The organism is Actinomadura rubrisoli (genome assembly GCF_004349215.1).
Taxonomy (GTDB): Bacteria; Actinomycetota; Actinomycetes; order Streptosporangiales; family Streptosporangiaceae; genus Spirillospora; species Spirillospora rubrisoli.
Genome location: NZ_SMKU01000033.1, coordinates 24,408 through 44,085, shown reverse-complemented (window position 1 = coordinate 44,085; position 19,678 = coordinate 24,408). Strand labels below are relative to the sequence as shown.

Annotated in this window: 26 protein-coding genes; 16 read left to right on the top strand and 10 right to left on the bottom strand. The window is 68.2% G+C overall.

All coding sequences use genetic code 11. The features are described from left to right. Positions 1-152 (top strand): TetR-like C-terminal domain-containing protein (locus E1298_RS51540; protein ID WP_207944535.1); only part of this gene is annotated, 152 nt, incomplete at its 5' end. Positions 153-188: 36 nt separating this feature from the next. Continuing rightward, on the top strand, positions 189-836 hold the full coding sequence (locus E1298_RS09925) for an SDR family oxidoreductase (protein ID WP_131891508.1): 648 nt from the start codon (positions 189-191) through the stop codon (positions 834-836). A gap of 457 nt (positions 837-1,293) precedes the next feature. Here E1298_RS09925 and E1298_RS51790 read toward each other — a convergent pair whose 3' ends face one another. Beyond that, positions 1,294-1,518 (bottom strand): ElyC/SanA/YdcF family protein, encoded by a 225-nt coding sequence (locus tag E1298_RS51790; RefSeq protein WP_131891514.1) that lies wholly within the window; start codon positions 1,516-1,518, stop codon positions 1,294-1,296. Between the two features lie 530 nt (positions 1,519-2,048). Between E1298_RS51790 and E1298_RS09915 the strand changes: the two genes are divergently transcribed. After that, the gene (locus E1298_RS09915; protein WP_131891505.1) at positions 2,049-2,903 is read left to right on the top strand and encodes a methyltransferase domain-containing protein; all 855 of its coding nucleotides are present in this window, start codon (positions 2,049-2,051) and stop codon (positions 2,901-2,903) included. Here the strand turns inward: E1298_RS09915 and E1298_RS09910 are convergent. After that, positions 2,877-3,149: a hypothetical protein gene (locus tag E1298_RS09910; protein WP_131891502.1), complete on the bottom strand. Its 273-nt coding sequence runs from the start codon at positions 3,147-3,149 to the stop codon at positions 2,877-2,879. The genes E1298_RS09915 and E1298_RS09910 overlap by 27 nt on opposite strands. A gap of 123 nt (positions 3,150-3,272) precedes the next feature. Next, the gene (locus E1298_RS09905; protein WP_131891500.1) at positions 3,273-4,430 is read right to left on the bottom strand and encodes a helix-turn-helix domain-containing protein; all 1,158 of its coding nucleotides are present in this window, start codon (positions 4,428-4,430) and stop codon (positions 3,273-3,275) included. Positions 4,431-4,624: 194 nt separating this feature from the next. On the opposite strand from E1298_RS09905, the gene E1298_RS09900 reads away from it, so the two are divergent. The 6 genes from E1298_RS09900 (at position 4,625) to E1298_RS09875 (ending at position 7,790) form a co-directional block, all read left to right on the top strand. Continuing rightward, entirely contained in the window at positions 4,625-4,885 is a 261-nt protein-coding gene (locus E1298_RS09900; protein WP_131891497.1) for a hypothetical protein, read from the top strand. Between the two features lie 26 nt (positions 4,886-4,911). Continuing rightward, positions 4,912-5,304, top strand: coding sequence for a site-specific integrase (locus tag E1298_RS09895; RefSeq protein WP_131891494.1), 393 nt, complete (start codon positions 4,912-4,914; stop codon positions 5,302-5,304). Continuing rightward, a complete protein-coding gene (locus E1298_RS09890) occupies positions 5,301-5,513 on the top strand; it encodes a hypothetical protein (protein ID WP_131891491.1) in 213 nt (70 codons plus the stop codon). The genes E1298_RS09895 and E1298_RS09890 overlap by 4 nt, the downstream gene beginning before the upstream one ends. An 81-nt stretch (positions 5,514-5,594) precedes the next feature. After that, entirely contained in the window at positions 5,595-6,047 is a 453-nt protein-coding gene (locus E1298_RS09885) for a hypothetical protein (RefSeq protein ID WP_131891488.1), read from the top strand. Between the two features lie 109 nt (positions 6,048-6,156). Then, complete coding sequence (locus E1298_RS09880; RefSeq protein ID WP_243725491.1) at positions 6,157-6,747, top strand: RNA polymerase sigma factor; 591 nt, start codon at positions 6,157-6,159, stop codon at positions 6,745-6,747. Continuing rightward, positions 6,744-7,790, top strand: a complete 1,047-nt coding sequence (locus E1298_RS09875) for a CU044_5270 family protein (RefSeq protein WP_131891482.1) — start codon at positions 6,744-6,746, stop codon at positions 7,788-7,790. The genes E1298_RS09880 and E1298_RS09875 overlap by 4 nt, the downstream gene beginning before the upstream one ends. A 109-nt stretch (positions 7,791-7,899) precedes the next feature. On the opposite strand, the gene E1298_RS09870 is transcribed toward E1298_RS09875, so the two are convergent. Then, on the bottom strand, positions 7,900-8,859 hold the full coding sequence (locus E1298_RS09870) for an alpha/beta fold hydrolase (protein WP_131891479.1): 960 nt from the start codon (positions 8,857-8,859) through the stop codon (positions 7,900-7,902). A gap of 198 nt (positions 8,860-9,057) precedes the next feature. Here E1298_RS09870 and E1298_RS09865 point away from each other — a divergent pair, with 198 nt between their 5' ends. Further along, positions 9,058-9,669 (top strand): TetR/AcrR family transcriptional regulator, encoded by a 612-nt coding sequence (locus E1298_RS09865; RefSeq protein WP_131891476.1) that lies wholly within the window; start codon positions 9,058-9,060, stop codon positions 9,667-9,669. Here E1298_RS09865 and E1298_RS51785 read toward each other — a convergent pair. Then, entirely contained in the window at positions 9,656-9,892 is a 237-nt protein-coding gene (locus tag E1298_RS51785) for an ATP-binding protein (RefSeq protein ID WP_424923090.1), read from the bottom strand. The two genes, E1298_RS09865 and E1298_RS51785, sit on opposite strands and share 14 nt — an antisense overlap. Before the next feature lie 28 nt (positions 9,893-9,920). Between E1298_RS51785 and E1298_RS50260 the strand changes: the two genes are divergently transcribed. After that, entirely contained in the window at positions 9,921-10,241 is a 321-nt protein-coding gene (locus E1298_RS50260; RefSeq protein ID WP_243725490.1) for a hypothetical protein, read from the top strand. 287 nt (positions 10,242-10,528) lie between these two features. Here E1298_RS50260 and E1298_RS09855 read toward each other — a convergent pair whose 3' ends face one another. Next, a complete protein-coding gene (locus E1298_RS09855; protein WP_131891470.1) occupies positions 10,529-11,083 on the bottom strand; it encodes a TetR/AcrR family transcriptional regulator in 555 nt (184 codons plus the stop codon). 74 nt (positions 11,084-11,157) lie between these two features. On the opposite strand from E1298_RS09855, the gene E1298_RS09850 reads away from it, so the two are divergent. The 5 genes from E1298_RS09850 (at position 11,158) to E1298_RS47965 (ending at position 16,287) form a co-directional block, all read left to right on the top strand. Beyond that, positions 11,158-12,105 (top strand): TIGR03620 family F420-dependent LLM class oxidoreductase, encoded by a 948-nt coding sequence (locus E1298_RS09850; RefSeq protein WP_131891467.1) that lies wholly within the window; start codon positions 11,158-11,160, stop codon positions 12,103-12,105. 348 nt (positions 12,106-12,453) lie between these two features. Next, on the top strand, positions 12,454-13,272 hold the full coding sequence (locus tag E1298_RS09845) for an SAM-dependent methyltransferase (RefSeq protein WP_131891464.1): 819 nt from the start codon (positions 12,454-12,456) through the stop codon (positions 13,270-13,272). A 94-nt stretch (positions 13,273-13,366) separates the two neighbouring features. Beyond that, positions 13,367-14,260 (top strand): helix-turn-helix domain-containing protein, encoded by an 894-nt coding sequence (locus tag E1298_RS09840; protein WP_243725492.1) that lies wholly within the window; start codon positions 13,367-13,369, stop codon positions 14,258-14,260. 247 nt (positions 14,261-14,507) lie between these two features. Continuing rightward, on the top strand, positions 14,508-15,377 hold the full coding sequence (locus E1298_RS09835; RefSeq protein ID WP_131891459.1) for a hypothetical protein: 870 nt from the start codon (positions 14,508-14,510) through the stop codon (positions 15,375-15,377). A 283-nt stretch (positions 15,378-15,660) separates the two neighbouring features. Next, positions 15,661-16,287, top strand: coding sequence for a hypothetical protein (locus E1298_RS47965; RefSeq protein ID WP_165975388.1), 627 nt, complete (start codon positions 15,661-15,663; stop codon positions 16,285-16,287). Positions 16,288-16,394: 107 nt separating this feature from the next. Here the strand turns inward: E1298_RS47965 and E1298_RS09825 are convergent, their stop codons facing one another. Genes E1298_RS09825 through E1298_RS09815 form a run of 4 tightly spaced genes read right to left on the bottom strand, consistent with a single transcriptional unit; the run spans position 16,395 to position 19,516 of the window. After that, positions 16,395-17,342, bottom strand: coding sequence for a TolB-like translocation protein (locus tag E1298_RS09825; RefSeq protein ID WP_207944533.1), 948 nt, complete (start codon positions 17,340-17,342; stop codon positions 16,395-16,397). Next, positions 17,339-18,013 carry an MFS transporter gene (locus tag E1298_RS49380; RefSeq protein ID WP_207944532.1) on the bottom strand — a complete coding sequence of 225 codons (675 nt, stop codon included), beginning with the start codon at positions 18,011-18,013 and terminating at the stop codon, positions 17,339-17,341. Before E1298_RS49380 ends, E1298_RS09825 begins: the two co-directional genes overlap by 4 nt. Then, positions 18,010-18,561 carry an MFS transporter gene (locus E1298_RS49375; protein WP_207944531.1) on the bottom strand — a complete coding sequence of 184 codons (552 nt, stop codon included), beginning with the start codon at positions 18,559-18,561 and terminating at the stop codon, positions 18,010-18,012. The genes E1298_RS49380 and E1298_RS49375 overlap by 4 nt, the downstream gene beginning before the upstream one ends. 49 nt (positions 18,562-18,610) lie before the next feature. Further along, positions 18,611-19,516: a metallophosphoesterase family protein gene (locus E1298_RS09815; RefSeq protein ID WP_131891455.1), complete on the bottom strand. Its 906-nt coding sequence runs from the start codon at positions 19,514-19,516 to the stop codon at positions 18,611-18,613. Positions 19,517-19,678 lie beyond the last annotated feature (162 nt).

The following is a 19,678-nucleotide window of genomic DNA, read 5'->3' as shown; positions in this document are numbered from 1 at the left end:
CCGCCCCACCCGCCGCCCTCCACCAGGCCCTGAGTTTCTGGACCCGGCTACACGGCGTCCTGTCCCTGGAACTGGCCGGCCACTTCACCGGAATGGGATTCGACCCCGCCCAACTCTTCACAGCCGAACTCGACGCCCTGCTAACGCCCTGAGCAGGGCCTAGACGTGCGAATGCGATGCTCCCTGTCATGCGCACTGTTTTGGTGACAGGGGCCAACGGTGGTATCGGAGCGGCGATCGTCGGCGAACTGCACGAGCGTGGCCACCAGATCATCGCCCTGGGACGAGACGCGGCGAGGCTGGAGGATCTGGCCGTCAGCTTCCCACGTGTCGTGCGGTGGGTCGCCGCGGATCTACGGCGTCCAGAGGCGCTGGCGGGGCTGGTCGGGGACGTCGAACACCTCGATGGGCTGGTGCACAACGCCGCGGTCGCACCGGTCGCGTCCGTCGCCGACACACCGTATGCGATGTGGCAGGACGTGTTGACGGTCAACGTCGTGGCGGCCGCTGAGCTCACCCGGCTGCTGCTCCCGGCACTGCGTGCGGCCGCCGGGCATGTGATCTTCATCAACGCCGCGCCCGGGGTGCACGCGGTACCGCGCTGGTCGGCCTACGCGGCCAGCAAGGCCGCCTTGCGCGAGTTGGCCGACTCGCTGCGCGAGGAAGAGGCCCCAAACAACGTGCGCGTGACCACTGTCTATCCCCCCGGGACCGCGACCGGCCTGCTGGAACGAGTGCGCGCCGAATTCGGTCAGCCCTACGACCCGGACGCCGCCGGCTCCCCGCAGTCGGTTGCCGCCCACATCGTCAACGCCCTCGAAAGCACCGAGCGCTAAACGACATCCGAACTCTTCCCTCACGGAGGGGACCCCGTCCCACGACTCCAGACCTTTGATCACCTCCCGCCCGATCCCGACTTCCATTTCGCCGGCGATCTATCACCAGCCGCGCTGGCCACCACCAGGTCTTGACTGGACGCCCAGACGGCGAATGCGCTGCGCGCGAGGTCGCGTAAGGTCGTCGAGGACGGGGCGGGCCTGCGGTGAGCGCAGTGCGGCCTTATGAAGGAGTTCTCTGGAGACGAGACTGACGCCGCCTCGCGAGGAGATTGGGCGCCGGTGCGTCGCACGTAAAACGCAGCAAACCATCCGGCCGAGCCGACCGTCATCCGGAGAGCGGACGGCGGCCCGTGTCTCCCAGTTGTAGCAGTGTGCATCGCCGGAAGGCTTCGGGAACTCGGGATGTGGTCAATGCCAGGCGCCGTCGCGCCGCTCGGCCTCGGCGAAGCGGCCGTCAGCCACACGGCGAGAGACCTCGTCCCACTCGCGGATGGATCGCGCGGCGGTGGTACCACTTGCACACGGCCGTGATCGTCAGCCCGGCGGCCAGGGCCTCGCGCAGGAACGGCAGTGCCAGTTCCACGTTCTGCCAGGTGTTGGCCGACCGGTCCTCGACGCGGATGACGTCGGCGGGAACTCCGCGTTCGATGAGCAGTGCGCGGAAGACCTGTCCGCTCAGCTACCTCCAGGCCGGGACGCTTCAGGCCGCTCGCCATCTTGGACAGGTAACCGTCGTTGCACGGCACCAGCGCGGCCAGCCTGCGCTGGCTGATCTGCCGCTCCGCCATGAGCTGACGCAGCTTCTCACCATAACTTGCCGATTGTGTGCACTTTGGCAATGGGTCGCATTTCCAAGCGAGATTGTTCCGATAAGCGATGACAAAATTGCCCGTTTCACGGATCCCCTTTTTATTGTGCGAAGAAAATCACCGATGCTGGCCGGCCGGACTGCACCCCTAGCGTGAATCTCCAGTGCCTGGCCCTTTCTAGGTCGACGGCGTCTCAAAGCAGACACATTATCCTTACCGGGGCGTTGCTGGGGGTTGAACCGTTGCCGATAGAGGTCTATTCTTCCGGCTAACGAATTACTTCGGCTTCTGTGCAGTCTTAAAGGAGGACCCGTGGGTAAACACGACACACCGGGCAAGGAGGGCAAATGGGACAAGCCGATACCTCCAGCGACGCCTCCAAAAGAATAGGGCGGGGGCGGTGGAAAGCACGAAAAGGACGATGGCAAGTAGTCGGTCGGCAATCAAGGTGAACTCATTTCTCGAAGAGATGATTGCCGGACTGGAACGGCTCGGCGATATCGAACGGTGGCGGGAACCCCTTCGGCGGGTGCCCCGCCATCTGTTCGTGCCGACCCGAGCTTTCTGTACCCCCGATGACGGAGACCGATTCCTTATCGATCGGGACAGAGACCCGCATCAATGGCTGGAAGCGGCGTACTCGGATATGGCGATTGTGACCCAACTGGACGACGGATCAACTGACATCTCCGCAGGAAAGGGTGCGTTTACATCGTCCTTGTCTGCGCCGAGTGTAATTCTTGCGGGCCTATCCCTGCTCGATCCACATAACGACGACCGTGTACTGGAAATTGGGACGGGTACGGGTTGGACGGCTTCATTGCTATCGCGGGTTGTCGGCAATGAAAATGTTACTAGCATTGAAGTTGACGAGGAGATATTCAACAGGGCTAGCGAGAATATATTGGAGGCCGACTGCAATCCTCGGCTAATTCTGGGGGACGGTGCGAACGGCTGGCTGAAAGGGGCAGTATATGATCGTGTACACGTGACCTGTGGTGTGACCAATGTCCCGTATGAGTGGATACGTCAGACGCGACCAGGCGGCATTATTGTGTTCCCCTGGATGGCCGCTATGGACGTCGGGCAATTGGTTCGCCTAATCGTTGCCGAGGACGGAACTGCACGCGGCCATTTTTATGGCGACGTCAATTACATGATGCTTCGCGGTCAACGTTCCATAGTCCCGAAAACAACAACGCTTATCGGAACGGGAATGACTGTCACATCAGAAGGTCAAGAGATCTGGGCTTAGTGGCAGCGAGTGAATTCGTTCGCCGAAGACCTGTCCCTCGACGATCTGGTTGCGCCTGTTGACGCCCCCGGTCGCGATGATCAGCGGGGCGAGCCCGCGGTGATACCGCTCGGCGACGATGTCCACAGGCGGGACCTGGTTGGTCCCGAAGAGGAAGCACGCGGTCGGCTCGTCCGGCGGGAGCGCCTGGACGTCCGCGAACCGGGTGATGGCAGGAATCTGCTCAGGGTTGACGTCGTCGATCATCGATCCTCGTCATGTGCGGCCGGCTGCCGGTTGCCCGCGGCTGCGAGGTTGAACGCCTCCAGGTACCGGGCGTGGTAGTCCGCAGCTTGCCGGGCGCCCGCGTACTTGTCGGCCACGCCTGGCTCAGGCGGCGTTCAGGACCCGGTGCACGTCCTCGGCCAGGTCCGCGACCCCCGAGGGCGCACCCGCGCGCGAGATTCGGTGGGTGACCCTGCGCAGCAGGTTCCTCGTCCGGCCTGATCCCACCGCGCCCGCGTCTCCGGCGACCTCGGTCAGCACCGGCTCGGCCTCCCGCCAGTCGCCGACGTGAGCGAGCGCGTTCAGCAGGTGCGTCAGGTCGTTGTAGCGGGCCCGCCGGTACCCGATTCGAAGTTCGGCCGACTCGCGCAGCAGTGGAATCGCCGCCTTCCACTCGCCGAGCTCGGCGCGGGCCATGCCGGTGTGCCACAGCACCTCGGCGTCAGTGATCCACCACGTCCATACCGCATCCCGCGTCCCCGACCCGTCCAGCAACGCCGCCCGCGCCCTCCCGAGGGTGGCCAGCGCCTCGTCATGGCGGCCGAGCTGGGCGAGCGCTCGACCATGGCGGATGCCCGTCAGCGCCGCCGCGCGAGGCGGCAGTCCGTCGTCCAGCAGGTCTGTGGTGATCCGCATCGCCTCGGCGGGCCGGTGCAGGTGTACCGACTGCATCGCCAGGTGCGTCAGCTCGAACAGCTCCATGTCCGAGTCCCCCGCCTGCCGCGACAGCATCAGCGCCTCGTGGATCACCTGCCGGGACACGTTCTGCCGGTCGGCGTCGTAGGCCAGCCACGCCGCGACCTCGGCCGCTTCGCCGGCGGCAGCCATCAGGTCCCGCTCGACCGCGGGCTTGTACGCGCCGTTCCCGAGCCGGTGGTTGACGGCGCGGAAGGCGCGCAGCGCCAGCGGCAGCACGTCGTCGCCGCCGTGCTCGGTGTCCAGCCGCACCAGCGTCTGGCTGGTCTGCCGGACTGAGTCGACATAGTCGGCGTCGGCGGGACGGCCGGTCGCCATGGGCAGGCTCACCCCGGTCAGGTCGAGGGGATCGGAGACCGCCAGGGGATCGGCGGGCCGCAGCGCGGCCAGGGTGCCGCCCGCGCCGAGCAATTCGTCCAGCCGCTCAGCTACCTCCGGGCTGGGACACTTCAGGCCGCTCGCGATCTTGGACAGGTAGCCGTCGTTACACGGAACCAGCGCGGCCAGCTTGCGCTGGCTGATCTGCCGCTCCGCCATGAGCTGACGCAGCTTCTCACCGAAGGTCATCGCCTCACCCGTTTCGCCCCGGGTTGACCCGCTACAGGATGCTGTCCGCCGGGGGAGTCAGCGGCCAGCGTCTTCCACGCTAGCGCCGGGCGCGGTCTGGTGGTGGGCGGAAGGTGTCACAGGACGCAAGGACGGCCTCGGCTGGTGGGCGAGCATCAGAGGATCCGGGGCTTGACCGAAAGGTAGGTCCGGCTGTGAGTAAGGCACAGCAGCAGCCGCCGGGAGCGGCCGCCGCCGAGAAGGAGAAGGCCGCGTTGCGGGAGGCGTTCCCGCGCTGGTCGATCGTCCACACCAGCGACACCGGGCGGTGGTGGGCGGTACGCACCGCCAGGCGTGCTCGGCTGGACGGCCCGTTGCTCGGGACGCGCGTGTGTACGGAGCTGGACGCTGACACGGCGGACGAGTTGCGCGCGAAGTTGCGTGCGGTCGCCGAGGCTGAGGCGGGTGCGCGGTGAGTGGGTCGGAGACGCAGTGCGGTCTGATGAAGGAGTTTCCCGGCTGGCTGGTGGAGGTTAAGGACGTGCCGGGCGGTGCCGGGTGGCACGCTTGGCGTCCGAGTTCGCCGGGGCGGGGTGGGTTCTTCGGTGCGCAGGCCGATGGGCTCGGGCTGTTGCGCGAGTTGCTGGAGGAGGCGGACGGGGTCGACTCCTGGCTGGCGTTGCGGGATCTGGCGGTCGAGCTGCGCAAGTGCGGGGTCACCGCCACGGCCTATGACACGACGCTGACGGCGACGGGTTCGGGTGGGCGCACCCGGCTGGTGGCCTGTCGGCGGGGGATGTTCCGCTGGCTGGGCGGCGGCCGGGTGATCGGCCCGATCGGGGACCCGCTGGTCACCGTCGACGCCGTCCTGGCGGCCTTCGAGGAGCGGCCATGAACCGGTCGACGGACACCGTGTTCGACCTGCCGCCCGTCCGAGATGCGCCCCCGAGCATCCCCGCCGGGATCACCACGTGGTGGGGAGAGTCAACCCGGATGTGGTGGGCCCTGGTGCCGTCGCGGTATGGGCCGCGTTTGGTCGAGGCGCCGAGCGCAGATGCCCTGGCCGTCACGGTCGATTGGTATCTGCGTAGGTCGGCGATCTAGGTGTTTCGCCTTCTCAAGCCGGGACGGCGCGATGCATCACGCCCCCGCGTCGCGCCGTCCCTACCGGGCGCGGGAGGTTCCGTGCGGGCGGCCTCCCGCGCCCGCCTGTTCCTCGCGGGACTAGCCGTCCGGCATTCCACGGCCGGACAGGCGGAAGTCCAGCGTCCTGGCGCGACGGCCGGGGACGACGTCGTCGGCGTTCCCGGTCGCCGCGCCGCCTTGCCGGTGACCGCGACCGATCATCTGGGCGCCCTCGCTGGTGTGCTCGCCACCGCTGGCTGGGCGTCCCGCCCCCGGTACGAGGAGATCCCCGCTCTCCTGCGTGTCTTCTCGCCCCACCTTCCCGCGCTCGGCGAAAGCGTGTGGGTGAAGCCGGGCGTGGGCGGGGTGCCGTGGTTCGTGTCCTCGTCGGGTGACCCGATCGCTCCGTGTCATGACCTCGCGGGAGCGGTGCAGGGCATCGCCGACCGGCTGGGCCCGATCGCAGAGGCGGCGCACGCCATGGCGGACGAGGGCCGCCGCGGCGGCAGGTGACCCGGATTCCGAGCGAGAACCCTCCAAGGTGCTTCGGGAGACAACCGGGTGTTCACTTGACCCCCGATTCCGAAGGGACCGCATCGGTGCATCGACTCAAAGGTTCTTCGTGAGGCCGGCGCTGGCGGCGGAGGTGGAGGACGACCTGTCCGACTCCGAGGTCATCCGACTCTCCCTGACCGATCCCGAACAGTTCGCCGAGCTCTTCGACCGGCACCACCGCCGGATCCACCACTACGCGGCCCGCCGTCTGGGGACCCAGGCCGCCGATGACATCGTGGCCGAGACCTTCCTCATCGCGTTCCGCCGCCGCGGCAGTTACGACCTTGCCCAGCCGCTGGCCCGCCCCTGGCTGTACGGGATCGCGACCACCCTGGTCGCGCGGCACCGCCGGGCGGAGGAGCGCTACTTCCGGGCGCTGGCCCGTACGGGTTCCGACCCTCTGCCCGAACCGATGGCGGACGCCGTGGTCAGCCGGGTGGCGGCTCAGGACCAGGAGCGCCGCCTGGCCGGTGCCCTGGCGGGCCTGTCCCGGGGCGACCGCGACGTCCTGCTCCTCGTGGCCTGGGGCGACCTCACCTACGAGGAGGCCGCCCGCGCCTTGGGCGTTCCCGTCGGCACCGTCCGCTCGCGGCTGCACCGCGCCCGCCGCAAGGTTCGCGCGGTGCTTGGAGACCTCACCCTGGGAGATGACGCATGAACGACCTGGAAATGATCGAGTCCCTGCGCGGCGGCACGCCGCAGATCACCCCCGAGGCCGCGTCCGCCGCTCGGGCCCGTCTCCAGGCCGAGTGGACGGCCGCCCCGCGCCCCGTGCGCGGGTGGACGATGCCCAGGCCGGTGACCCGGATCGCTGTCGCCGGCGTCCTCGGCGTCACGATCGTCGCGGCGGTCACCCTCAGCCAGCTCACGGGCGGCAAGCACAATCTCTCCGTCGCCAGCGCGGCCGAGCTCGGCGACCGGGCGGCCGTGGCGGTCGAGAAGACACCGGACAAGGGGCCGGGCCCGCACCAGTGGATCTACGCCCGGAGCCGGAACGCCGAGTTCAAGGGCGACATGAACTCCTGGTGGAAGGGCATGGACACCAGCAGGCTGAACACCGTCGAGGGGTGGGAACGCGTCGACGGTCGGGAATCGGCCGAGATCGTCGACGGCAAACTCAAGGTCACCAAGGCGGGCTGGCGGTATGACGAGCATGGAAAGCCCGTCGGCTACAAGTCGCCCGACCAGTCCGGGTACCGCCTGACCAAGATGCTGCCGACCGAGCCGCGTGCCCTGCTGCGGACCCTGTACGACCCGAAGACCATGCGGATGGCGTACTGGGATCCCGAGGAAGCGGGATCCGGCGGCCCCGGGCCTGCGACGCCGGTGCCGCCTGCGGGTGGAAGGGAGTCGGCTCGGTCGGTCTTCGGCACCATCACCGAGCTGTTGCAGCGCCCGCTTCCGTCCGCGCTCCGCGCCGCCCTCTACCGGGCGCTGCCACAGATCCGCAGTGTCAGCGTCGAGCGGGATGTCCGGGACGCCGCGGGCCGGCGAGGCATCGCGTTCACCCACACCTTCGAGGGCTGGAACCGTCAGATGATCATCCTCGACCCGGTCACGTACCGCTTCCTCGGTACGTACTCCTACGCCATCAAGGAGCACTCGCCAGGGGACGGCGAGGGCACGGTCAAGAAGGGGACAGTCCTGCAGTGGACCGCCCAGACCGCCCTGCGCGTGGTCGGCAAGCCCGGACTCAGGTGAGGCGGGCCAGGCCGCAGAATTGACCAGGCCGGGTTCGAGGGGGCGAAACCCTTCTCGAACCCGGCTGGCCGCGGTTGCGGCGAGCCTGCCATCAAGGCGCGCCTGCACGTCAGCTACCAGGCAGGGTAGTGGTCGGCCCGTCCCGGTACGGGGCCAGGAATGCGGTGAGCGCAGACAGCATCGCCTCGGGGGCTTCCTCGGCGGGATAGTGGCCACAGTCAGTGAGGACGACACTTTCCACATCGTCTGCGGCAAGCCTCATCGTGTCGCTGACCGATTCACCCGCGCTCTTTGCTCCGGCGATCGCCAAGATCGGGAGTATCAGCCGCCGGGCCTTGCGCTGCTCGTTCTGCGCGATGCTCGTGTCGAGGGCACGGTAGGACTCGAAGCTCGCTCGTAGGGCTTCTGGGACGGTAGCGAGAATGTCGACGTAGTACTGGACGGCGTAGTCGGGCAGTGGATGTCCGGCTTTCGTGGCGAACTGGTGGCCGAAGTAGAGGCGTTCCCGGCCGCTCACCAACTCCTCGTTCATGTCGGCGAGACGATTGAAAGCGAAGTGCCAGAGGCGGGTGTTCGCCTCCCGGCCGCTGAAAAGAGGCGGTGAGGGGGACAGCCCCGGGATGAGGGCCTCGGCGACGACCAGACGTTCGAGGCGGTCCGGGTGATCTGCGGCCAGGGCATAGCCGGTCCACATCCCGATGTCGTGACCGACCATGGCGAACCGTTCATGCCCGAGCGCGTTCATCAGTGCCACCATGTCGGTTGCGAGCGTGCCGGTGTCGTACCCGTCCAATGGTTTGTCGCTCAGGCCGACTCCGCGCGGATCGGCCGCGACGACCGTGAAGTCGCGGGCCAGCGCCGGCATCAAGAATCGCCAGGCGTACCACGTCTGGGGCCAGCCGCTCAGAAGCAGCAGCGCCGGTCCCTCGCCACCGATGACGGCGTGCAGCCGCAACTCGCCGATGTCGACGTAACGGCTGGTGAAGGTGTCGGTGAACCCGGACGGGAGGTTCGGCGCCTGGGAGACGGAACCGAGCCCCTCGGGCGTTGGCAGGTGGGACGAACTCATGATGATCCCCTTTCAAGGGGCTTGAGGGAGATGCCGGAGGGCGGCGGCCAGGAGGGGATGGCGTGCGGTGCAGCGGATTCGGTAGCGTCCCGCCCACGCTACTCATCTTGGATCGATCAGTCAAAGATTATTTTGACTGATCGATCCAAGATGGTGATAGGCTCCTCAGCGGAGGCAAGAAGGTGGGAGGTGCAGGGCATGCCGGGCCGGAAGCAGTTCGACGTCAACGCGGTCCTGGACCAGGCAATGCGAGTGTTCTGGCAACGCGGGTATGCCGACGCCTCGCTCGATGCCCTCGGTTCCGCCACCGGTCTTGGCCGCGGCTCCCTCTACGGCGCGTTCGGCAACAAGGACGCCCTGTTCCGCAAGTGCCTCGACCACTACTCGTCCATTTACGGCACGCAGTACGAGCGAGCACTCGCGGCGTATCCTGGTGATCCGGTGCGCGCGGTAGAGGCATTCTTTGACGTCATTCTGACCCGCATCGCCGACCCGTCGGTCCCCACGGGGTGCCTCATCGCGCAGTCCGCCGCGCAGTCGCCGACGCTCAATGAGGAGAACGGCACCCGGATTCGCGGGCTGCTCGACGTACAGCGCCGGCGGGTGCGCGAAGCGCTCGCGGGCGCCTCGGCCGATGCCCAAGTGCTCGATGAGCTCGCCACGTTCGTCGTCGCCGTCAACCAGTCGCTGGCCGTACTGAGCCGCGCCAGGGTGCCGGACGCGCAGTTGCGCTCTGTGGCCTCCCTCGCATGCACAACGGTGGCGGACACCCTCGCCCGGGCGACATCCAAGGGCCTCACCCGCGACTGACGCGGTGTGAGATCGCCGGTTGCGGATCCGCAGGTCCGCTGACGGCCGGCTCCGGCACGTGGGCGTCGAAGGCGATCCGGACGGTCAGGCCGCCGTCCGGGTTGGCTCGCGCGGTCGCCTCGCCGCCATGCGCCCGCGCGATCGACGCGACGATGGACAGCCCCAGGCCGACGCCTTCGCCGCGGGTCAGGCGGCGGAACGGTTCGAAGAGGTGGGAGGCGATGTCGGGAGGGACCGTCGGTCCCGTGTTGGTGACGGCGAGTTCCCCCGCCGTCGAGATGGACGACGATCCGGCCGCCGGGCCTGTTGTAGCGCAGGGCGTTCTCCACCAGGTTGCGGACGAGATGCCGGAAGAGGGTCGGGTCGCCCAGCAGCAGGGGTTCGACGTGCGGCTCGACCGTGACGTCACGGTCCCGGGCGTCGGCCTGGTGCTCACTGAGGACGGCCTTCACGATTCCGGCGGCGTCGAGCGGTTCGGGGCGGTCCAGTCCCTGATCGCTGGTCGACAGCAGCCGCGAAGTAGTACGCGATGTCGTAGAAGGCGTCCCTCGCCGGTTCGGGCAGACCAGTGATCCCGAGGTCGCTGCTGTGCTCCTCGGCCAGCCGGTGGCAGACTCTGCAGCCCGCTCTGCCGGGCCGCGAGCCAGGTCGAGGTGCCGAGCGCGGCTCCCGCGACGAGGAGGGCACCGGCGTTCAGGAGGGTCGACACGTCCATCGTTGAGTACTCCGGCGGTCAGCAGTGCCCTGCCAGCACCTCTTCCTCTTCGGACGTCCGCCGGTCCCGGCGAGGTTCCTGTGCCCGCGAGGTGTCCGCTCCTGGACGGAAACGCTTGCGCGCTGAGAACGGGGACGTCGCGGGCTATTCGCGTGGGGCGAGGCCCTCGACGACCAGTCGCAGGAGGCGGTCGGGGTCGGCGGTGGCGTAGTGGCTCGCGGTGCCTGCCCCGCAGGCCAGGGCGAACACCTCGGCGGGGCGGACATCGGGCCGGATGGCGGTGGCCTTCTGCGCTTTGGTCAGGAGCACGGCGGCGGCGGCGCGCATGCTCTCGACGTCGGCGTTCAGGTCTGACCCTTCGGCCGCGGCGGCGGCCAGGATCGATTCCGCCAGGCCCTGGTAGGCGGACGCGCACCGGCCGAACTCCTGTAGCCACTCGATGAGCGCCTCGCGTGGCGTGTCGGAGTCGGCGAGCCGTTCGGCGTTCTCCCGCAGGCTCGTGACCTGGTCGTGGATCAGGGCCTGGAGAAGGGCGTCGCGGGTCGGGAAGTGCCGGTAGAGGGTGCCGATGGCGATCCCGCAGGTGCGCGCGATCTCCGCCAGCGAGGCGTTCACCCCCTCGCGGCGGAAGGTGGCGTCCGCGATCTTCAGAAGACGCTCGCGGTTGTGGCGTGCGTCGGCACGCATCGCTCTGGGCACACGGCCTCCTCGACAAAGTGAGCACCCCTCACTATATAGTTTAAGTGAGAGGGGCTCATTCTATTGGAGGACGCATGGACGCAGCAGCGGGCCGTCTTGGTGTGTGGACACTGGCCCTGGACGCACAGCCCGCCACGCGGGTACGCGAGGCGGCGGCCGAGATCGAAGAGCTGGGTTTCGGGGCCCTGTGGATCGGTGAGGAGTTCGGCCGCAACGTGCTGACGCAGGCGGGGATCCTCCTGGGCGCGACGGACGGCCTGGTGATCGGCACCGGGATAGCGAACATCTTCTTCCGTGATCCCATCGCGATGGCAGCCGCGGAACGCTCGCTCGCCGAGGCATATCCCGGCCGGTTCATCCTCGGCCTCGGCGGGCATCGGGTCGATGACCGGCCGCTGATGTATCTGGGGCATCGCGTCCCGTCCGGGGGGCGTGCCGTCTCGACGATGGGCGCCTATCTCGACGCGATGGACGCGGTGCCCTTGCAGAGTCCGCCCCCGGCCGTGCCCAGCCCCCGTGTCCTGGGCGCGCTCGGGCCGAAGATGCTGAACCTGGCGGCCGAGAAGACCAGCGGCGCGCTTCCTTACCTCGTGCCTGTCGCCCATACCGAGGACGCCCGCGCCCGGCTCGGTCCTGACGCGCTGCTGGCCGTGGAGCAGGCGGTCATGCTCGACCCCGACCCTGACGCGGCCCGCGATCTCGCACGAGCCCATGTCGGCACCTACATGGAACGCGGCGTCGCGCACGTCAAGGACATGATGCGTTTCGGCTATACCCAGGACGAACTGTCGGGCACCCCGGCCGATCGCGTCGTCGACGCGCTGGTGGTCGGGGGCGGGCGCGGAGCGCTCGACGCCATCGCCGAGCGGGTGCGAGCCCACCTCGACGCCGGGGCCGATCACGTCTGCCTGCAAGTGCTCACCGCCCATCGAACCACCGCGCCCATAGCCGAATGGCGCGAGTTGGCCGCGCTCAACCCTCGCGGTTCGGATACGCAGAGCGCCACCACGAATCCGCGGTGACCCGTTGACCTGCGGAAAGCGCTAAGGGCCATGATGAGGTCCATTACACTTGCGCCTCGTGGGGGCGGCGTGGCCGGTGACGCAATTCCTGTTCCAATGGCGGGCCGCGGCTCTTTGTTGCGACTGATGTGGTCTCATCGTTTCGTTGCGCCTGGTAATAGAGGTGTTCGAACGTCAACATAGAAGGGTTTGAATCTGTCTGCGCCGCCACAAGTCATAGGCTCGACGTAGAAGTTCTCACTGATGCCGGGTGGGTCGACTAGGCTGCCGGTGTCACCAGACGTGGGTTCTCGGCTCGTTCGCCCGGGCCTGGGAGACGGTCCTGCTCAGCGTGGTGAGGAGAGACGAATGTCGGACGACGGCCCTGATTTTCGTTCCGTGCCCGGTATCGACACGACCAGGGCGAACTCCGCGCGGATCTGGGATTATCTGCTCGGCGGCCGGGAACATTATCCGATCGATCGCGAGCTGGCCGAAGAGGTCGCTGCATTCTTGCCCGATATCGTGGAGCAGGCCCGCGCGGACCGGTTGTTCCTCAGTCGTGTCATCCGGTTCCTGGCCGGTGAGGCGGAGATCACGCAGTTCCTGGACATCGGGACCGGGTTGCCGACGGCGAACAACACCCACGAGGTGGCGCAACGGGCGAACCCCGCCTGCAAGATCGTTTACGTCGACAACGATCCCTTGGTGCTGGCGCACGCGCGAGCTCTTTTGACGAGTACCCCCGAGGGGGAAACCGCGTATCTGGACGCGGACATGCACGAGCCGGACTATATCCTTGATCAAGCGCAGAACACGCTCGATCTGTCGCAGCCGGTCGCGATCACGATGCTCGGAGTATTCTGGCATATACTAGAGGATTCGGAAGCGAGTCGAATTATGGGTCGCTTGCTGGCCCGAGTGCCCTCAGGCAGCTACCTGGCCGTAAGCCAGCAAACGCTCGAAGTCACGGGAGAACAGGCGGCCCGAGCGGTCCGGCTATGGAATGAGCGCGGCAGCCCGCCGGGTGTCTGGCGTTCTCCCGAGCAGATCGAGGACCTGTTCCGCGGACAGGGCCTGGAACTGATCGAGCCGGGGGTGGTGACGTGCACGCGCTGGCGGCCTGAGACCGAGCAATTCGAGCTCCCGGAGACCGACCAGTTCGCTGCGGTAGGCCGGAAACCCTGACCCGCGATCCCGTATCATCCCGTGTGGGCCCAAACGGGAGTGCCGGGACACCCGGGCGCGGCGGTGGGCTGCGGCCGAGGAGCGCGACGTGAGCATGGGATGGGTGGCCTGGCCGGCCGCATCTGAGACGGACGCGCTGACCCGGCCGCGGATGGTGCTCGGCGCCCGGCTGAGGCGGATGCGGGAACGCAGCGGCCTCGCCCTGGCCGAAGCGGCGGCGGCGATCGGCTCTCCGGCGCGGCTGGAGGCGATGGAGCGCGGCGTGACCGCATCGGATCCCCGTGCGCTGATCGCGCTCGCGGAGACGTACGGGATCACCGACCACGGGACACGGATGGTCCTGCTGGAACTGGCACAGCTGTCCCGGCAGGAAGGCTGGTGGGCGCCCTATCGCCAGCTGATCCGATCCTGGTTCCTGCCGTATCTGGGAGTCGAGCAGGCGGCGAAGCTCATCCGCTGCTACGCGCGGGAGACGATTCCGGACCTGTTGCAGCATGCCGACTACGCCCGTGCGCTGATCCGGCTCAAGCATCCCCACGCGGATGAGCACGAGCTGGGTCAGCGGTTGCGGCTACGGCTGCGGCGACAGCAGATCATTCTCGGTGATCGGCCGGCCCGTCTGTGGGCCATCGTGGACCAGGCCGTGTTCCACCGTCCCGTGGCCGACACCGGCTCGATGTTCCGCCAGCTCGCCCATCTTCAGGATCTCTGCGAGCTGCCGAATGTGACCATCCAGCTCACCCCGGCGGGCGATGCCGGGTTCGGAGCGCCGCTCACCCTGGTCCAGCTGCCCGAGCATGACATCGATGAGGTGGTCTTCCTGGAACGGCTCGGCGCGGCGGTCTATCCCGAGGAGCCGGATTTTCACCGACACGAGATGAACGCCCTGGCGGTCCTGTCCCTGCCTCCCGACCAGACCCCGGCCCGGCTACAGGAAATGATCAGCAGGCTGTTACCTGGCAAGGGCGGAACGTGGCGAATTGCATAGAGTTCGGGGGGTGAGTGTGCAATCCTGGGGGTCGGTCAGGGTGATCCTCTGACGTAGAGTCCTGTGGCTACGTGAGCCGGTTGGGCGCATATGCCGATTTTTGCGGGTGACGCCGTTGTGTGATATTGCCCGAGCCGGCAGGTCGGAGCAGCGGGTCGTGTGTCCCCGGCCCTCACGCGTGCGGACCCTTGATGATCTCCGGCGTACGGTTCGTCGCTCGGGACTGGAGCAACGGAAAGCGAATGCGATGGCGAAACTGCCGATCACCAGAACTCCCGCATACATCGCGTTCATGTATCTCGTAAAATCCTATTATGCCCGCTGCGGCTCACCTCAGCAAACGCAGATCATCAGACTGGCATCCAGGTTAGGTGAATTTTATCCGCCCGAAAAGGGTGATTCTGAGATCGAGGTCAGCCTTAGCGCTCCCTGGCTCAGTCAGCTGCTGAGCGGGAAGCTGACACCGCTTCCGAGCGCGGATAAGTTCAGGGCCTTCATTCTTGCCGTGGGGCGCTATGGCGTCGAGGTCGGGATCTTGGAGGAAGAACCGGACCGGTCAACCCTCCGGGAATGGCAGGAGCTGCTCCGCCAAACCAAGAACAAGGCCGAACAGCAAGCACGGGACGGCGTCTTCGTCGATGACGAGGATACCGGCGGCAAGGCTGACTCCCCATTCTCCTCCGAGGTGGGGATTGCGGTGCCGAAGGCCCGTGCACCGCGTCACATTGTGCGGGCAGAGCCGGTCGTTCTGTCGCCGACCCAGCTCAGCCATCTGATGAAATACGGGGCCTACGCCCAGACTCTCGCTGTACGCGCCGCCAAAGGCGATCCCATTGCGCAATACCAGGAAGGCGTGCTCTTCGGCTGTGACGCGGCGTATCGCGACACGGCCATCGCCCTGCTCAAGAGCGCGGCGGCGGCCGGCCTGGAGCCTGCTCTGGAGCTCTGGGAGGCCGGCGTCACCGGGCCGCTGGGGCCGGCGGCCCTGACGCACGCGCGTCAACTGGCTGATCACTATCGGCGCCGGGACGATGACCGAGCGCACGCCACCTTCCGGTCCTGCGCGACCCAGGCATGGGTGTGCGATGGCGCCGATCGGCCGCCCCCGCGGCCGTAGCCCCCCGAGTCGGCACGGGACGGCCTCGTGCTCCCGGGAGTTCGTCCATTCCGGCTGAGATGAATCACACGGCTTCGAGCGGGCGCAGCTATTTCACGGACCTTCCGTGGACTTTGGCTATTTTTCGTTGCGTTCGAGCCGGGCGTCTTGGTTTATATTTTCTTGTTCGCCGTACGCGTGGTGACATCATGGGCCAAGGTGACTCCGTGTTTCGATACATCCACTCCTTGGAAGTGCGCCCTGGTGGACGGCCGGCCGCTCCCGCACCCTCCGGCAGCACTTCGTGATCCGACAAGTCGCACGGCTCATGGCCGCGTTCGCGGAAAATGGGTCATCACCTGCCCGCACTCGCCACTATCTGCTCTTCGGCACCGACATCTGCGGCTACTCCCGGTGTGATCAGAGTGCGCAGATACAGCTGAGGGATTCCAGCTTCAAGATCTTTCAGGAAGCGTGTAGAAGCGCCTGTATACCGCCGCGGCTCTGTCGAGTCGAGGACCGGGGCGACGGACTCCTGATGGTCGCCGACTCCAAGATCGGTCTGGAAGCGGTATTCCCGACCTTCATCAACAGCGCAAGGGCCGGCGTAAGAGAGCACAACGCCCGTCTCGCTCGGAAGGATTCGCGCATGCGGCTGCGCATGGCCCTTCACGCCGGCTTCCTCCACAGAGACGCTCACGGGTTCTCGGGGGACGCGGTCAACCATCTCTCCCGGCTGCTGGACGCGCCCGCATTCAAAGACCGGATGGCTGAACATGGCGCGGCCTTCGCCGTCATCGTCTCCGCCGACCTCTATCACGACGCCGCCAGTTTTCACCTTATCGACCCAAGAATCGCCACCCCTATCGACGTCAATGTCAAGGAGACGCGGAGCCGTGCCTGGATGCTCACCTCTTGCGGCGGGCGGTGACCCGGGGTGAGGCCCTGACCGGGCGACGGCCACGTCCGGACCGTGACGGGCCCGGAGGGGAGGACTCGACGGCGGGTGAGAGACGGCCGGCGCCGTGGTCGTGGGCATCACGGTGCGGGGGAGATCGAGTTCGCGTTGGCGAGGAGGAGGCGCGGCGTTCCGGAGCCGTCGGCGGGGACGGCCCAGGTCTGGTTGGTGCCGTCGCTGAGTTGGAGAGCGTAGGCGATCGTGCGCGCGTCCAGCCAGAGGGGCTGGTCGTCTACGCTGCGGGGCTCGGCGGCCGGGGTGGTCCTGAGGGTGGCGAGGTCGAGCGTGGACAGGCGCCAGCCCCGTTTCGGGTCGCCTCCGACGGCGGCCTTGAAGGCGAGGCGCTTGCCGTCCGGCGACAGGGAGGGGCACTCGACGCCGGGTGCCAGGGTGCGGACCGTCCGGGCCGCCAGATCGCCTTGGACGAGGTAGCGCCCGCCGCCCGTCGAGAGGGTCGCGTAGAAGCGGTTGTCGTCGGCGGCGAAGGTGATGCCCCAGAAGTTGACGTCCCTGTTCCGGTAGGGGGCGCCGTCCTTGATGACCGCGAAGTCCTCCAAGGAGTCGACGAGCAGGCCCGTCCGCGTGTCGAGGATGCCCGCCCGGGTGGAGAACCCCGAGGTCGCGTAGGTGTGGCCGTCGATGAAGAGCGTCCAGGCGACCATCCGCCCGCTGGCCGACACCCGCAGGCGGTTGGGGAACCCGGTGAGAGGGACGCGCCGCCGTTCGCGGAGCCAGGCGTCCATGACGACCAGCGCGCCCGCGCTCAGCGCACCGACCGGGCGCAGGCACGCGACGGTGCCGGCGGCGGCGTGGGCCCGGTCGCACCGTACCGGGGTCACCTGGCGTGATCCCGTGCCGGAGGTGTACGAGAGCCGGCCGTTGGTGAGCATCTGGAGCCGTTGGCCGATGGCGGCCCCGCTGTCGGCGGGAGCGGGGTCCGCGCCGCGGGACACGGTGTAGACGACGGCCACGGCGGCGAGAAGGACGGCCGAGGCCAGCAGGGCGATGACGCGGGAGCGCAGGTTCACGGTGTCGCCTTTCCGGCGGGACGGAGCAGGACGGCGGTTCCGGCGAGGGCGATGAAGCTGACGGCGGCCGCGGCGAGCAGGGCGGGGCGGATGCCCCAGACCTGCCAGGCCACCCCGAACAGCAGCGAGGACACGAGGTAGGCGAGGGCCTGCCCGCTCTGGATCAGCGCGATGCCGGTGGTCCTCAGGTCCGCCGGCAGCAGGGGACCGGCCAGGGCCATCAGCCCTCCGTCGGTCGCGGCGTAGAACGTCCCGTGGAGGATGACGACGGCCGCGATGAGCCAGAGCCCTCCCGGTGCCTCGCTGAGCAGCAGGTAGGTGACGGTGAGGGTCAGGTAGCCGCCGAGCAGCACGGGCAGCCGTCCGATCCGGTCGGACAGGACGCCGGCGGGCGCGGCGAGCAGCAGGTAGACGCCGCTCGTGGCGACCGCCAGCAGCGGGAACCAGCCCAGCGCCAGGTCCGCGCGCTTCTGCAGCAGCAGGTAGGTGAAGCCGTCGCCGATGGTGGCCAGCCCGAGCAGGCAGGACGCGGGCGCCAGCCGCCGCGCGCCGGGCCCGTCCAGCAGCGCCCGCCACCGGAGCGCCTCGCGGGGCGGCCGGGGGCCCGGGGTGTCGCGGACGAAGAGCAGGAGGATCATCACGCCGAGCAGGGCGACGCAGAAGCTCGTCATGAAGACCGAGTCGTACGAGCCGGGGGCCGCGGCCAGGACGGCGAGGCGACGAGCGGGCCGGCGAAGGCCCCGGCGGCGTCCATCGCCCGGTGGACGCCGAAGGCGCGGCCGAGGTGCTCGGGCGGGGTGCACAGGGTGATGAGCGCGTCCCGGGGAGCGGTGCGCAGGCCCTTGCCGGCGCGGTCGGCGGTGATGGCGAGGCCGATCCCGACGCCGGAGCCCGCCGCCGCGAGCAGGCCGAGCTTGGCGGCCGCCGACATGCCGTACCCCAGAACGGCCACGTGCTTGCGTCGGCCGGCCAGGTCGGCGGCGTACCCGCCGATCAACCGGAGCAGGACGGTGGCCCCGGTGTAGATCCCGTCGATCGCCCCGTAGGCGGCCGGGCTGAACTGGAGGCCGACCACCAGGTAGAGCGGCAGGATCGCGGTGACCATCTCGGCGGAGACGTCGGTGACGAGGCTGACGGCGCCCAGGGCGAGCACGTTCGCCGCGACGGGTCCCCCTCGGCGTCCGCCGGGGGCAGGTCGGGTGAGGGTGGAAAGGTACACACCGGCTCCTTGGGAGGGCCCGGCGCGTCGCCGCGCCGGGCCCGGAGGGTCAGTGACAGGCGGTGGTGCCGCTGTCGGCGTAGGTCTTTCCGGCCTGCGGGACGAACTGCCAGTCGTAGCTACTGGCGTGGAGCGTCAGCTTGAGGACGCCGTAGGTGTCGCTGTTGCGCGCCTGGCTGTTGGGCTGGATGGTGCCGAACGAGTAGTGGCTCGCCCCGCCCATCCCGGCGACGAACTCGCGGACGCCGCGCGCGGAGTCGGCGGCGCCGCTCGGGTTCATCGGGGCGAACCGCTCGTACTGGTGGTTGTGGCCGGTGACGATGACCTCGGCGTTGTGGTCGTAGAGGGCCTTCACCAGCGGGGCCACCGCGGTGTTCGGGGAGTGGTTCGCGCCCGACGTCCACCTCGGGTGGTGCCAGTAGGCGACGGTGCAGGGCTTGGGATTGGCGGCGAGGTCGGCCCGCAGCCACTGCTCCTGCGCGCCGCCCGCGGCGCAGCCGCCGCTGATCGACCCGCAGTTGGAGTTCAGGGCCACGACGTGCCAGCTCGTGCCGATGTTGTAGGAGTAGTAGCCCTTGGACGGGTCGCCGGCGGCGGAGCCGAAGTAGCCGTAATAGCCCGTCGCGCCGGACGTGTTGTAGTCGTGGTTGCCGGGCGACGGCCGGGTGCGGGCCTTGTGCCGTCCCCAGGTCGGGTTGTAGTAGGTGTTGAACTCGCTGGTCGTGCCGCTGTTGTAGACGTTGTCCCCGGCGGTGAAGACCGTGCCGGGGATGGTGTCGAGCAGCGCCGCGGTCGCGGTGTCGCCGGAGCCGGAGTTGCTGATGTCGCCGGCGCCGACCAGGACCGGGTCGTCCGCCGCCGAGGCCGAGCCGCCCGGCAGCACGAGCGCCGTCAGCGCGGAGGCGCCGAGGACGCCCGTGAGGGCGGCCGCGATCACGCTTCTGCTTGGGGACATGTCGTCCACTCCTTCGCAGGGGGTTTGGGGCGATTCGGAGAGTAATCACGCCACCGCAAATTCCAGCTAGGCGCCGATGAGCGGGCGCCGTCCACCGGATGAATGACCCCCTTAAAAGGATCAAGTCAGAAATGAGGGTCACGAATTGGGTCGGTCGCTTAC